The 14,716-nt window shown below is 66.5% G+C and carries 11 protein-coding genes; all 11 read right to left on the bottom strand.

Annotated elements, in window-relative coordinates; genetic code table 11:
• Window positions 1–64 precede the first annotated feature (64 nt).
• The 11 genes from IPN47_01965 to IPN47_01915 all read right to left on the bottom strand — a co-directional run bounded on the left by IPN47_01965 (window position 65) and on the right by IPN47_01915 (window position 14,716).
• Window positions 65–2,245 (bottom strand): bifunctional (p)ppGpp synthetase/guanosine-3',5'-bis(diphosphate) 3'-pyrophosphohydrolase, encoded by a 2,181-nt coding sequence (locus IPN47_01965; GenBank protein MBK9406814.1) that lies wholly within the window; start codon window positions 2,243–2,245, stop codon window positions 65–67.
• Window positions 2,242–2,850, bottom strand: coding sequence for a DNA repair protein RadC (radC, locus tag IPN47_01960; GenBank protein ID MBK9406813.1), 609 nt, complete (start codon window positions 2,848–2,850; stop codon window positions 2,242–2,244). Before radC ends, IPN47_01965 begins: the two co-directional genes overlap by 4 nt.
• Window positions 2,851–3,171: 321 nt before the next feature.
• On the bottom strand, window positions 3,172–6,495 hold the full coding sequence (gene secA / locus IPN47_01955; GenBank protein ID MBK9406812.1) for a preprotein translocase subunit SecA: 3,324 nt from the start codon (window positions 6,493–6,495) through the stop codon (window positions 3,172–3,174).
• 8 nt (window positions 6,496–6,503) lie between these two features.
• Entirely contained in the window at window positions 6,504–7,115 is a 612-nt protein-coding gene (gene nadD, locus IPN47_01950) for a nicotinate (nicotinamide) nucleotide adenylyltransferase (GenBank protein ID MBK9406811.1), read from the bottom strand.
• Between the two features lie 3 nt (window positions 7,116–7,118).
• Window positions 7,119–7,922, bottom strand: a complete 804-nt coding sequence (gene bamD, locus IPN47_01945; protein MBK9406810.1) for an outer membrane protein assembly factor BamD — start codon at window positions 7,920–7,922, stop codon at window positions 7,119–7,121.
• Between the two features lie 182 nt (window positions 7,923–8,104).
• Window positions 8,105–9,040, bottom strand: coding sequence for an SDR family oxidoreductase (locus IPN47_01940; protein MBK9406809.1), 936 nt, complete (start codon window positions 9,038–9,040; stop codon window positions 8,105–8,107).
• A complete protein-coding gene (locus IPN47_01935) occupies window positions 9,040–10,344 on the bottom strand; it encodes a UDP-glucose/GDP-mannose dehydrogenase family protein (GenBank protein MBK9406808.1) in 1,305 nt (434 codons plus the stop codon). The genes IPN47_01940 and IPN47_01935 overlap by 1 nt, the downstream gene beginning before the upstream one ends.
• A gap of 125 nt (window positions 10,345–10,469) precedes the next feature.
• A complete protein-coding gene (locus IPN47_01930) occupies window positions 10,470–11,828 on the bottom strand; it encodes a nucleotide sugar dehydrogenase (GenBank protein MBK9406807.1) in 1,359 nt (452 codons plus the stop codon).
• A gap of 43 nt (window positions 11,829–11,871) precedes the next feature.
• Window positions 11,872–12,984, bottom strand: coding sequence for a DegT/DnrJ/EryC1/StrS family aminotransferase (locus tag IPN47_01925; protein ID MBK9406806.1), 1,113 nt, complete (start codon window positions 12,982–12,984; stop codon window positions 11,872–11,874).
• 65 nt (window positions 12,985–13,049) lie between these two features.
• Entirely contained in the window at window positions 13,050–14,102 is a 1,053-nt protein-coding gene (locus IPN47_01920) for a Gfo/Idh/MocA family oxidoreductase (GenBank protein ID MBK9406805.1), read from the bottom strand.
• Entirely contained in the window at window positions 14,099–14,716 is a 618-nt protein-coding gene (locus IPN47_01915; protein ID MBK9406804.1) for an N-acetyltransferase, read from the bottom strand. Before IPN47_01915 ends, IPN47_01920 begins: the two co-directional genes overlap by 4 nt.

Genomic DNA, 14,716 nt, shown 5'->3' with positions numbered 1-14,716 from the left:
GGAAGACCCGAAACGCGCCTCGAGAGGCCTCGCCCCCGTCGCCGCCACGATCGGCCGACCGCCGTTACCCCTGCGTCTGAATGTGCTCCCGCCGCGCGACGTCGCTGATCCCCTTCACCCGCCGCACCGCCTTCAGGATCTTCTGCAGGTGGGAGAGGTTCTCGACCTCGACCACAGCCGCGCCGGTCACCCGCCCGTCGACGCTCTTGAGCTCGAGCGTACGGATGTCCGTCCCGGTCGAACTCACCGCCGCCGCGATGTCGGCGTACAACGACCGACGGTCATTGGCCTCGATCGCCAGGCGCACGAGGAAGCGCTCTCCGGGCTGCTCCTGCCAGTCGATTTCCAGCCGGCGCTCCGGCTCGTGGATCAGCTGCAACAGGTTGGGGCAGTCCGCGCGATGGATGCTCACGCCGCGCCCGCGCGTCACGTAGCCTACCACCGGGTCGCCGGGGACGGGCTGGCAGCACTGGGCGTACCGCACCATGAGCCCGTCGGCCCCCTGGATCTTCACCCCCTTCGACGTCCCGCGCACCCGGTCCATCAACCGCTCGATCGCGGTGGGTCGCGGCGAATGCTCCGGCGACTCCAACTCGGGATAGAGCAGCTTGAGGACCTGCGTGACGTTGATGTCCCCCTGCCCGATCGACGCGATCACGTGGTGCGCGTCGTTGAGGCCGAGCGTGTGGGCGATGGCGTCGAGCTGGGACTCGTCGAGCTTCGCCAGCCGACGGCGCTTCACCTCGCGCTCGAGGATCTCCTGCCCGATCTTTGCCGACGACTGCTCCTCCTCGTGCCGCAGCCACTGCCGGATCTTGTGGCGCGCGCGTCCCGTGCGCACGTGGGCCAGCCAGTCGCGATTGGGCTTCGCGTTCGGCGACGTCATGATCTCGACCGTCTCCGAATTCTTCAGCTCGCGCGACAGCGGGGCGATCTTGCCGTTGACCTTGGCCCCCTGGCAGTGCAGCCCGATCTCGGTATGCACGCCGAAGGCGAAGTCGATCGGCGTCGCCCCCTTGGGGAGCTGGATCACGTCGCCCGTCGGCGTGAAGACGAAGATCTCGTCCTGGTACAGGTCGAGCTTCAGGAACTCCAGGAACTCGGCCGGGTCCTTGGCATCCAGCTGCAACTCGAGGATCTGCCGGAACCAGGCGAGGTGCCGGTCGAGCTCATCCTGCGACTTGCTGCTCTCCTTGAAGCGCCAGTGGGCCGCGATGCCGAAGTCCGCCGTGCGATGCATGTCGCGCGTGCGGATCTGCACCTCGTACAGCTGACGCCCCGGCCCGAAGATCGTCGTGTGCAGCGACTGGTAGCCGTTGCTCTTGGGCTGCGCGATGTAGTCCTTGATGCGCTCCTGCACCGGCGTCCACCCGTCATGGATCACGCCTAACGCGTGGTAACAGTCGGGGACCGTGTTCACCAGCACGCGGATCGCCAGCAGGTCGAAGATGTCCTCGTACGGGCGCTGCCGCTTCTCCATCTTCTTGTGGATCGACCACAGGTGCTTGGGGCGCCCGGTGACTTCCACGTCGGCGATCCCCGCCGCCGCCAGCGTCCGCTCCAGCGGCTCCTTGAGCGCGCGCACGAGCGCCTCTCGCTCCCCGCGCTTGGCCGCGACCATCTTGGCCAGCGTGCGATACGCCTCCGGCTCGAGGTACTTGAACGCCAGGTCCTCCAGCTCCCACTTCACCTGCGCCATCCCGAAGCGGTGCGCCAGCGGGGCGTACAGGTCCATCGTCTCCTGGGCGATCCGCTCGCGCTTCTCCTCCGGCAACCAGTCGAGGGTGCGCATGTTGTGCAGCCGGTCGGCCAGCTTGATGATGATCACCCGCACGTCCTTGGCGATCGACACCAGCAACTTGCGGTAGTTCTCGACCTGGCGGTCTTCCTTCGAGTTGAGCGGCAGGTGGCCGATCTTCGTCAGCCCGTCGACGATCTGCGAGACCTCGCGACCGAACTCCTTCTCGATCTCACCGATCGTGATCGGCGTGTCCTCGACCACGTCGTGAATCAACCCGCTCGCGACCGTCGCGGTGTCGAGTTGCAGGTCGGCCAGGATCTTGGCGACCTCGATGCAGTGCGACACGTACGGATCGCCGTTCTTCCGGAACTGCCCCTGATGCGCCTTGGCCGAGAAGTCGTAGGCGCGCGTGAGCAGCGCCAGGTCCAGGCGCTCCGGGATCGGGTCACCGGAAGGCCACCACTGGGGCGATTCGCGAACGGAGGGTGCGGCGGTCGACGTCACAGCAATCCTGCCTCGGCAAAGCTCGTGTAGCGCCCACGTCCGACGATCACGTGGTCGTGAATCGGAATGTCCAGCAGTCGCCCGGCGGCCACCAACTGCTGGGTCACCATCTGATCATCCGGCGACGGTGTCGGGTCCCCGCTCGGATGATTGTGCACCAGGATCAGCGCCGCCGCCCGCTCAGCGATCGCCTCCCGGAAGACCTCGCGTGGATGCACCAGCGAGGAATTCAGGATCCCGCGCGTAATCGTGATGTCGCGCTCCACACGATGCTGTGCATCGAGCACCGCCACGTGGAACTCTTCCACCGGCAGGTCCTCGAGGCGGGGCCCGAAGAGCCGGTACACGTCACGCGGAGAGCGAACCGCCATCCCCTCCTGACGTGTCTCATGCACCATCCGTCGACCGAGTTCGAGCGCCGCATGGATCGTTACCGCCCGCGCGCGACCGATCCCAGCGACGTCCGTCAACATCGCCACCGGTTCGGAGGCGATCCGACGAAGCGACCCCCCAGCGCGCGCCAAGACCTCGTGCGCCGTCTCGATCGATGAGTGGCCCCCTCGCCCCGTCCCAAGCACAATGGCGAGAAGCTCGATCGCACTCAAGCGGGTCGCCCCATGCGAGGCCAACCGCTCTCGTGGCCGCTCACCGACCGGTAGCTCCTTGATACTTAACGCGACCGGCGAAGACTGTCGAGGTAAGTGACTGACTGACAGGGATTTTGCACGCATGACCGCTCCGGGAACGTGAGACCCGGACGATCGCCCGTCTCGCCTCCCCCCGCGTCACCCTCGGACTGCACCCGTACCGGAACCACAGCACGGCGCGGCCTCCGCTTCGAAGTGAGCGGTCGCGAAAAAGGGCGACGCCACCGGCGCCGCCCCCATCGTCTACCCTTCGACCTGCGTGGACGCTACGCGTGGAGGCTAGGCGTTCACGCCGTGACACTTCTTGAACTTCTTCCCCGAGCCGCACGGGCAGGGATCGTTGCGACCCACTCCTGCGAAGTCGACCGGGCCGCTCGCGCCACCCGCCAGACTGGAGAGTGAACGCGCGCGCCCTGCCCCCACCACCATGGGATCGCTCTTCACGACCGGCTTCTGCTCCACTGTCCCCCCCTCATCCTCGGGCGGATCCTCGGATGGTACGGTCGCCTCCGGCTCCGGCTCCACCACCAGTGGCTCCTCGACGATGTCTTCGAGAATGCCGAGGGCGTTGTAGCGCTTGGTCGGTCGGCGCGGCAACTCGGGCTCGGGCTCGGGCGCCGCGTCGCCCCCCATGAAGTCCTGCGGATTGAAGACGAGCTGCGCTCGCAGGAACCGCTCGGCGAACGTGTGGTGGATGTCGCCCATCAGGTCCACGAACATCGTATACGCTTCCTGCTTGTACTCGATGAGCGGGTCCTTCTGTCCCCACGAGCGGTAGTGGATCGCCGCGCGCAGCTGGTCGAGGTCGTAGAGGTGGTCCTTCCACTTCTCGTCCAGGACGTTGAGCATGATCAGCGCGTTGAGCCGGGACGCGAAACCGTGCCCCGCCTCGTCCTGCACCGCGTTCAGGCTCTCCTCCTTCATCGCGAAGGCCGCGTGGGCCGCCGCCACCGCCGCCGACACGACGCCCTCCACCGTCGTCGGCGTATCCTCGCCCTCGAGCTGCGGGACCGACAACAGGTAGTGCATCAGGAGTTCCTGCCTGACGAGTCCCAGGTCCCACTGCGTCGCATCGGCATACTCGGCCAGCAGGTCGGTCACGCGCTTCGTGATCGCCTTCTCGACCATCTTGATCGACTCGCCGCGCAGCTCCTCGCCCCCGTCGAGCGCGAACGACCGCAGCGAGTAGATCACCTCACGCTGCTGGTTCATCACGTCGTCGTAGTCCAGCAGTCGCTTGCGGGCCTGGAAGTTCTGCAGCTCGACACGCTTCTGCGCCTGCTCGATCGATCGGGTCACCAGCGGGTGCGTGAGCACTTCGCCTTCCTGCGCGCCCAACCGGTCCATCAGCCGCGCGATGCGGTCGGACTGGAAGAGGCGCATCAGGTCGTCTTCGAGCGACAGGAAGAACTGCGACGCCCCCGGGTCGCCCTGGCGCCCGGAACGCCCGCGCAGCTGGCGGTCGATACGGCGCGACTCGTGGCGCTCGGAGCCGATGATGTGCAACCCGCCGCACTCCTCGATCTCGAGTTCCTTGCCGTCGGGATCCTTGATCTTCGACGGCTGCGCGACCTTGACCCCTTCGCCGAGTTTGATGTCGGTTCCACGGCCGGCCATGTTGGTGGCGATCGTGATCGCCCCCTTCTGCCCGGCGCCGGCGACGATCTCGGCTTCGCGCTGGTGGTACTTGGCGTTGAGGACGTTGTGCGGAAGGCCCGCGCGCTTGAACATGCGCGACAGCGTCTCCGACACCTCGACGTTGACCGTGCCCACGAGCACCGGGTAGCCGAGGTCGTGCAGGCGCCGCGTCTCCTCGACGATCGCGTTGAACTTCTCGCGCCGCGTCTTGTAGATGAGGTCCTGCCGGTCGTCGCGTACGATGTCGCGGTTGGTCGGGACGACCGACACCTCGAGGCCGTAGATCTGGTGGAACTCGGTCTCTTCCGTCTCGGCGGTACCGGTCATGCCGCCGAGCTTCTCGTACATGCGGAAGTAGTTCTGGATGGTGATGGTGGCGAGCGTCTGCGTCTCGCCCTTCACCTGCACCCCTTCCTTGGCTTCGACCGCCTGGTGCAGCCCCTCCGACCAGCGCCGCCCGGGCATCGTGCGCCCGGTGAACTCGTCGACGATGAGGACCTGCGCGTCCTGCACGACGTAGTTGACGTCCTTTTCGTACAGGGCATGCGCCCGCAGGAGCTGGTGCACGATGTGGAGCTTCTCGCTCTTCATCGCGTACTCCGCCTCGATGGTGCGGCGCGCCTCCAGCTTCTCCTGCGGCGACATCTCGGTGTCGCGGTCGATCCGGTGGATCTCGGTTGAGATGTCGGGGAGCGCGAACTCGTCGTGGTCGCCCGGGCTCAGTTCGTCGATCCCGCTTTCCGTCAGGTGCACCGTGTGCCCCTTCTCGTCGAGGACGAAGAAGAGGTCGTTCTCGAGTTCCCGGAACTGCTGCTTGTTGGGGGCGAGCTTGCGATCGGCGAGGTAATCCAGCTCCATTCGCTGCGTGAGCTGCTTGATCCCCTGCTCGTTCATCGCCTTCATCAGGCGCTTGTTCTTCGGGCTCCCCAACTGCGCCTTGAAGAAGGCCAGCGCTGCCGCATCCTTGTCGCCCGCCTCCATCGCCCGCTCGGCGTCGCCGACGAGCTGGTTGACCACCTCGGACTGGCGACGAAACAGCCGAAGCACCGCGTTGTTGTGCTCCGCGAACGACGTATCGCCGTCATTCCCCACCGGCCCCGAGATGATGAGCGGGGTGCGCGCCTCGTCGATGAGGACCGAGTCCACTTCGTCGACGATCGCGTACCAGTGCGCCCGCTGCACCCGCTGCTCCAGCGAGAACACCATGTTGTCACGCAGGTAGTCGAAGCCGAACTCGTTGTTGGTGCCGTACGTGATGTCGGCGTTGTACGCCGCGCGGCGATCGAGCGACCCCGGCTCCGTGTCGTCGATGCAGCCGACGGTGAGCCCCAGGTACGCGTAGAGATGCCCCATCCACTGCGAGTCGCGGCGGGCGAGGTACGAGTTGACCGTCACCAGGTGCGCCCCCTTGCCCGGCAGCGCATTCAGGTACATCGGGAGCGTCGCGACCAGCGTCTTCCCTTCACCCGTCGCCATCTCGGCGATCTTCCCGAGGTGCAGCTGGATACCGCCCATGAGCTGCACGTCGTAGTGCACCATGTCCCAGGCCAGCTCCTGCCCCGTGACGGACACCGTGCTCCCGCACAGCCGCCGCGCCGCTTCGCGCGCGGTGGCGAACGCCTCGGGGAGGATCTCGTCGAGCACCTCGGCGATCTCGTCGCGCAGCTCTTTCTCCAGGCCGCCGCGTCCGTCGCCCCCGCCCAACTCGAGGTCGATCTTCTCGCGCTCGGCGGCGTCCTTCGTCGTCTTCTTGAGCTCCTTCAGCTCGGCGACCCGCTGCTCGAGCGCGTCCGTGCGCTCGGCAAGGACCCGTCGGAACTTCGCCGTCTGCCCCCGGAGCTCCTCCTCGGAGACCGACTGCAGACGAGCGTAGTGCGCATTGATCTCATCGACGATCGGCTGGATGCGCTTACGTTCGCGATCGTGCCGGGTGCCGAAGACCTTCGAGAGGATTCCCTTGAGCATCGCCGCCTCTATCGATACAGCGCGTGCTCACGGACGTAGCGCGCCACTGCATCGGGTACATAGCCATGAAGGGAACGCCCGTCGCGCGCGCGCTCCCGAATTTCCGTCGACGAGACATCCACTCGCCGAGTGTCCAGCACGACAGGGGCTGGAAGGTCGTCGCCCGTCACAGCACGGACGGCGCCAACCACCGCTGCCTTTTCGACAGCCCCCCCGTTCACTGCCCGATGCAGGATCGCCACTCGCGCCAACGACGCGATCCGCCGCGGCTCGCGCCACCGGGCAAAGGTCGCCAGCACGTCGGTCCCCAGCAGAAGGACGAGTTCGTCCCCCGGAAATCGTCCCCTGAGGGCCTCGACCGTCTCAACCGTGTAAGATAACCCGGCCCGCTCGATTTCGATCGGATCGACCGCGAAGCGGGCATCATCGCCGACAAGAAGGCGCACCATCGCGAGCCGGTCGGCCGCCGAGGCAGACTGCGTCCCCTGCTTCAAGGGCTGCTCGGCCGCCGGGATCCAGATCAAGCGATCGAGCGCCAGCGCTTCGAAGGCGTCCGACGCGGCCAGCAGGTGCCCGTGATGCGGCGGATCGAAGGTCCCGCCGAAGAGCCCGATGCGCACGGCTCAGAGCGAGTCGCGGCGGGCCGTGCTGTCGGGCTTGGGGCTCTGCGTGACCGTCGGCGTCGGGGCGCCGCAGGCGACCGCGACCTCCTTGTCGCCCGGATACCGCTGGAACAGCGTCGCGCAGACCTCCTGCTTGTCCTCGCGGTAGCGAATCGCGTCGTACGACGACGCCAGCCGCAGGTACGCCTCCTTGGCCATCAGGGTCTGTGGGTAGTTCTTCACCACATCCTTGAAGTAGATGATGGCCGAGTCGAACGCCTTGCGCCGGTAGTAGTACATGCCGCTCTCGTAGTCCTTCGCGGCGAACCACTCCTGCAACTTGTCGACGGCGGCGGTCGCCAGGTCCTTCTTGTCGGTGTCCGGATACAGCCCCAGAAGCGACTGGTAGGCCGAGAGCGCCTGCTCGCCGTAGTTCGCATCGAGCGTGGGGCGCCGCCACATCTTCTGGAACTCACGCGCCGCCTCGTACATCGCATCGTCCGCGAGCGAGTCGGTGGCGAACGACTCCGCGAGCCGGTTGTACGCCTGCGCCGCGAGGAGGTGTTCCTTTCGTCCGGCGTGGGACTTGGCGAGGTACCAGTGGGCGAGCGGGAGGAGCGAGTCGCGGGCCGGCAGGTCGAACGTCAGCTTCTCGAACGCCGTCACCGCGTGATCCCACTTCTTCTTGTTGAACTCCCCGAGCGCCGCGTTGAAGAGACTCTCGTTGGTCCCGTATCGACTCAGCTTGAACCCGGCGGAGCACGCCGAAACTGCGGCGACGCCGAGCGCGGTGACAGCGAGCCGGAAGGTGCGCGAAAAGTGCATAGCGGGTTGAATACCCGGCGAATGGCGTTCGGTTCGCGGATGCGGCACGTGCGCCGATGCCCGCGGAGCCGGGTAAGATAATGCGCCGACATCGCTTGTGGGGATGTCGGCGTTTGCGCCCGCGGGGAGGCCGAGCGGGGTCCCCCCGCCCCCCGACGGATCCGAGGGCGGGCGGACCAGAACTACAGCTGCAGCACCTTCTGGAAGTAGGCGATCGTGCGGCGCACTCCCTCGCGCAGGTCCACCGCCGGCTCCCACCCCAGCATCGTCCGGGCGCGCGTGATGTCCGGCTTCCGGACCTTGGGGTCGTCCTCGGGGAGCTCCTTGAAGGCCAGCGGCGATGCCGATCCGGTGAGCTCCAGGACGATCTCCGCCAACTGCCGGACGGAGAACTCGTGCGGGTTGCCGATGTTGGTCGGCTGCGAATCGCCGTGCATGAAGAGGCGGTAGATCCCCTCCACTTCGTCGTCGACGTAGCAGAACGAGCGGGTCTGGCTCCCGTCGCCGTACATCGTGAGTGGCTCACCCTTGAGCGCCTGCACGATGAAGTTGGAGACGACGCGCCCGTCGTGGGGCCGCATGCGGGGGCCGTAGGTGTTGAAGATGCGGACGATGCGCGTATCGACGCCGTGCGCCCGATGATACGCCATCGTCATCGCCTCGGCAAAACGCTTGGCCTCGTCGTACACCCCGCGCGGACCGATGGGGTTCACGTTGCCCCAGTAGCTCTCCGGCTGCGGGTGCACGAGCGGATCGCCGTAGACCTCGGAGGTGGAGGCGAGGAAGAACCGCGCCCCCTTGGCCTTGCACAACCCCAACGCGTTGTGGGTGCCCAACGCTCCCACCTTGAGCGTGGCAATCGGGTGCTCGAGATAGTCGATCGGGCTGGCCGGCGAGGCAAAGTGCAGCACGCCGTCGAGCGGGCCGGCGACGTACGTGTAGGTGGAGATGTTGTGCCGCACGAACTCGAAACGCTCGTGCCCCGCCAGGTGCGCGATGTTGTCGGGATTGCCCGTGATGAAGTTGTCCAACCCCACTACCGAGTGCCCGTCGCGCAGGAACCGGTCGGTGAGGTGCGAGCCGAGGAAGCCGGCGGCTCCCGTGATGAGGACGCGCATCAGCGCGACCGCCCGACGGAGGAGTACGTGAAGCCTAACGCGCGCATCTTCGTCGGTTCGTAGAGGTTGCGGCCGTCAATCACGATGGGGCGACGCAGCGAGGCCTTCATCCGGTTGAAGTCGGGGTGGCGATACTCGTTCCAGTCGGTGACGACCACGAGGGCGTCGGCATCCTTCAACGCTTCGTAGTTGCTCTCGGCGAACGTCACGCGATCGCCGAGGCGCCGCTGCGCCTCGTGCATCGCCGCAGGGTCGTGCGCCGTGACCGTCGCGCCCGACTCGAGCAGCCGCTCGATGAGGACCAGCGACGGCGACTCGCGCATGTCGTCGGTGTTGGCCTTGAAGGCGAGTCCCCAGACGGCCACGTGCAGCCCGTTCAGGTCGCCCCCCACCGCCACCTGCAACTTCTCGAACAGGCGCTCCTTCTGCCGATCGTTGGCCTCCTCGACCGCGTCCAGCACGCGCAAGGGCATGCCGTACTCGGTCGCGGTGCGCAGCAGCGCCTTCACGTCCTTGGGAAAGCACGAGCCCCCGTAGCCCGGCCCCGGAAAGAGGAAGGACGGCCCGATCCGCGAGTCGGAGCCGATCCCCTTGCGCACGAGGTCGACCTCGGCCCCCACCTTCTCGCACAGGTTCGCGATCTCGTTCATGAACGAGATGCGCGTCGCGAGCATCGCGTTGGCCGCGTACTTCGTCATCTCGGCCGAGGCGATGTCCATGAAGATGATCGGCTTCCCGGTGCGCACGAACGGCGCGTAGAGCTCCGCCATGACACTTCGCGCGTGGTCGGTCTCGACGCCCAGCACGACGCGGTCCGGCTTGAGGAAGTCGTCGACCGCAGCCCCTTCCTTGAGGAACTCGGGGTTGGAGCACATGTGGAACGGCAGGCGCGCGTGCTTCGACACCGCCGCCTGCACCTTCGCCGCCGTCCCCACCGGGACCGTCGACTTGGTCACGACGATCATCTCGCGCGACATGTGCTTCCCGATCTGCTCGGCCACGTCGAGGACGTGGCGGAGGTCGGCCGAGCCATCCTCATCCGGCGGGGTGCCGACGGCGATGAAGACGACCTCGCCATGCGCGATTGCGCTGCCAACGTCGGTCGTGAAGTGCAGGCGCCCCTGCTTCTGGTTCCGCTCGACCAGCTGCTCGAGCCCCGGTTCGTAGATCGGGATCTCGCTGCGCGTGAGTGCGTCGATCTTGTTGGCGTCGACGTCCGCACAGACCACATCGTTCCCCGTCTCGGCCAGGCACGCCCCCACGACCAGCCCGACGTACCCCGACCCGACAACCGTAATGTTCACGCGATCCTCGAAATCCTAGTGTTCGAACCCGATACGGAAGCGGGAGACTGGAGCAATTCCGGCGCCGACGCGCGAGGTCCTCGCGCCCGTGCACCGAGCCCCTGCCTCCCGACTCCCGTCCTGGCCTACAGGTGCGCCAGCTCGCCCTCCGGAATCCCCTCGCTCAGCTTGGAGAGCGGGACGATTCGCGCCTTCGACTGCTTCGTCTTCCCCGTCGTGTTGCGCGTGTCCACGACCAGCCCCGCGTGATCCACGACGAACTGGTAGTCGACGTTGGAATGGTCCGTCACGATCACCACGGCATCGGCGTGTTCCAGCGCTTCCTTCGTGAGCGGGACCCCCGCGCGCGAATGGCCATGCTCCTGGAAGCGCGGAACGTACGGATCGTGGTAGTCGACGATCGCCCCACGCTCCTCGAGCAGGCGCATCACGTCGAACGCCGGGCTCTCGCGCATGTCATCGATGTCCTTCTTGTACGCGATGCCGAGGATGAGGATGTGCGAGCCGTTGACCGCCTTGCGGTCCGTGTTGAGCGCCCGCGCCACCTTGCGCACCACGTACTCCGGCATTTCCGAGTTGATCTCGCTCGCCAGGTCGATGAAGCGCGTCTTGTAGTTCAGCATGCGCATCTTCCACGCGAGGTAGTGCGGGTCGAGCGGGATGCAGTGGCCGCCGATGCCGGGGCCCGGCGTGAACTTCATGTAGCCGAACGGCTTGGTGGCCGCCGCATCGATCACTTCCCAGACGTTGACGCCGAGCTTGTCGCAGACGATCGCCATCTCGTTCACGAGCCCGATGTTCACCGCGCGGAAGGTGTTCTCGAGCAGCTTCACCAGCTCCGCCGCCTCGGCACTCGAGACCGGGACGATCGTGTCGATGCAGGAGCCGTACAGGGCGCTCGCCACCTCGACGCACTCGGGGGTCACACCGCCAACCACCTTCGGGGTGTTCTTGGTGTGCCACTTGGGGTTCCCCGGATCGACGCGCTCCGGGCTGAACGCCAGGAAGACGTCCCGGCCGACCTTGAGCCCCTGGGCCTCGATGCGCGGCTGCATGACCTCGCGCGTCGTCCCGGGGTAGGTCGTGCTCTCGAGGACCACCAGCATCCCCGGATGGCAGTTGCGGGCGATCGCCTCGGTGGCGGCCTGCACGAAGCTCATGTCCGGGTCGCGCGTCTTCGACAGCGGCGTCGGGACGGCGATGGAGATGGCGTCGCACTCCTTGAGGCGCCCCTCCTGATCCGTGGCCACGAATCGCCCGGCCTTGACCTGCTCGGCGACTTCGGCCGAGGGAACGTCCTGAATGTGCGACTGCCCCTTCATGAGGCCGTCGCACGTGCGTGTCGAAATGTCGTAGCCGATCACCTTGAAGCCCGCCTTCGCGAACTCCATGGCGAGCGGGAGGCCGACGTAACCCAGTCCAACGACCCCGATCACCGCGGACCGGTCGTTGATCCGGGTAAGAAGCTGTTCTTTCATGCCCATGGCTGTCAGTGTTGGGGAGTTCCCAGAATCCTTATAGGGACGCTTAGCGCCCGTAGAAGGCACGAACCGTGCCGACTACCTCGTCCAGTTGGGCACTCGTCAGCTCCGGGAAGACCGGGATCGACAGGACCGACTTGGCCGCGGCCTCGGCCACCGGGCATTGCCCCTCGCGATACCCCAGGTACTGGAAGCACGGCTGGAGGTGCAGCGGGAGGGGATAGTAGATGGCCGATCCGATCCCCTTTTCCTTCAGGAAGGCCTGCAGCGCGTCGCGGCGCTCCACCCGGATCGTGTACTGGTTGAAGATCGATTCGTTCTCCGGATCGATGTACGGCGTCACGATCTCGGGAATGTCGGCGAAGGCGGAATCGTAGTACGCCGCATTGGCACGACGCCCGGCGCTCCAGTGCGACAGGTGGGGGAGCTTGGCCACCAGTACCGCCGCCTGGAGGGCATCGAGGCGGGAGTTGTAGCCGACCTCGTCGTGGAAGTACTGCTTGGCCCCCCCATGCACGCGCAGGCGCTTGAGCCGCAGGGCGATCGCCTCGTCCTGCGTCACCATCATCCCGCCGTCGCCGTAGCCACCCAGGTTCTTGGACGGGAAGAACGAGAAGGTCCCGATCGTCGCCCCCTCCCCGGCCATCACCTTCTTCCCGTCGATCATGCGCGACGCACCGATGGACTGCGCCGCGTCCTCGATGAGGGGGAGGGTCGGGATTTCGGCCCGGACCGCTTCGATAGGCGCCATCTGGCCGAAGAGGTCGACCGGGATAACCGCCTTCGACCGGCTTCCAACCGCGGCGGCCGCGGCCTTGGGATCGATGTTGTAGGTCCGGGGATCGATGTCCACGAAGACCGGGGTCGCCCCCACGTTGTGGATCGTCCCGGCGGTGGCGAAGAAGGTGAACGGGGTCGTGATGACCTCGTCGCCGCGCCCTACGTCCAGCGCGCGCAGGGCGAGGAGGATGGCATCCGTGCCGTTGGCGCACCCAATGGCGTGGGCCGAATGCGACAGTTCCGCGACCATGCGCTCCAGTCGCTCGACCGGCTCGCCGAGGATGAAGAGCTGGTCGTCGACCACCTTCATGAGGGAGGCAACGACTTCGTCGCGGATCGACGAGTGCTGGGCCTTGAGGTCGAGCAGAGGGACGGGCATGGGTAGTACCAGAAGACGAGAAGACGAGAAGACGAGAGGACGAAAAAACGAGTGACGGACTCGACTTAGACGCGCGCCCGGAGCGGCAGCGGAACCTCGTGGCCGGTCTTGGCCGACTCGTAGATCCCCAGGATCAGCTCCAGCGACTTGCGACCAGCACGACCGTCGGTGTCGGGATGGGCCTCGCCACGCAGCACCGCCATGACGTTGCGGTAATACCCCTCATGGCCGTGCCCATACACGTTGGGCGGGGTGTACGTCGCCGACTCTATCAACTTGTCGTCGTCGTCGTAGTCGGCGAACTGCCAGGCTTCCACCTTGTTCACGGCGGTTCCCCCGACCTTCACCGTCCCCTTTTCCCCGAGGATGGTGATCGACCCCTCGAGGTTCTTCGGGTAGGTGAGCATCGTCACCTCGATCACGCCTAACGCACCGGACCGGAACTTGAGGAGGGCCACGCCCGAGTCCTCGGTCTCGATGCGGCGGGCGAGCGTCGCCGTCTTGGCCATGACGCTCTCGACCGGCCCCACGAGCCATTGGATGAGGTCGACGTAGTGCGACGCCTGGTTCATGAAGGCCCCGCCGTCGAACTCCCACGTCCCGCGCCACGACGCCTGGTCGTAGTACTCCTGCGGTCGCGTCCAGCGCACCGTCGTGTTGGCCATGTACAGGCGCCCGAAGCGTCCCTTGTCGATGGCGCGCTTGAGCAGCTGGATCGGCGGATTGAGGCGGTTCTGTTTCACCACGAACAGCTGCACGCCGGCGTCATCGCACGCCTGCACGAGGTCGTCGGCGGAGGTCAGGGTGATCGCCATCGGCTTTTCGCAGACGACGTGCTTCCCTGCCCTGGCCGCGAGCATGCCGTGCTGCGGATGCAGCCCGGACGGCGTGCAGACGGCGACGACGTCACACGGCGCGTGCTCCAGCATGCGGGAATAGGACGTGAACCACGGCACGTCCTCCCGCACCCCCGCCTCACGCGCCCGCGCCTCGACGGCGTCGCACACCGCCACCAGCTGCAACTCGTCGATCTTGGCGATGGCCTCGAAGTGGTTGCGGCTGATCCGCCCGCAGCCGACGAGCGCAATCCGCACCGGCGTCGTCGCCCCGTCACTCATGCCGCACCCTCCGGCGAAAGGTTGCCATCGAGGAGCCGATAGGCCGAGCCACACGCGGTACACGCCACGCGCGTGCCCGCACTCGTCTTCTCGTCTTCCCGTCTTTCCGTCTTCCCCTCTCGCGGCAGCGTCTCCCCGCACTGACAGACCCACCCCACCTGCCGCGCCGGGACCCCTACCACGAGTGCGTAGGCCTTCACGTCGCGGTTCACGACGGCCCCCGCCCCCACGAAGCAATACTCGCCGAGCGTCGCCCCGCACACGATCGTCGCATTGGCGCCGATGCTCGCCCCGCGCCGTACCAGCGTGCGACGATACTCGTGCTTGCGCGACACATGGCTGCGCGGATTGATGACGTTGGTGAAGACCATCGAGGGGCCGCAGAAGACATCGTCCTCCAGTTCGACCCCTTCGTAGACCGAAACGTTGTTCTGGATCTTCACGTTGCTGCCGATCTTCGTGCGCGGCATCACCACCACGTTCTGCCCCAACGAGCAGCGCTCGCCGATCACCGCGCCGCTGTTGACGTGGCAGAAATGCCAGATGCGGGTGTCGTCTCCGACCACCGCGCCGTCGTCGACATAGGCCGACTCGTGGATGAACGGCGGTGCCAT

This window comes from Gemmatimonadota bacterium (genome assembly GCA_016719105.1).
Classification (GTDB): Bacteria; Gemmatimonadota; Gemmatimonadetes; order Gemmatimonadales; family Gemmatimonadaceae; genus SCN-70-22.
This window is presented reverse-complemented; position numbering and strand designations above follow the sequence as displayed.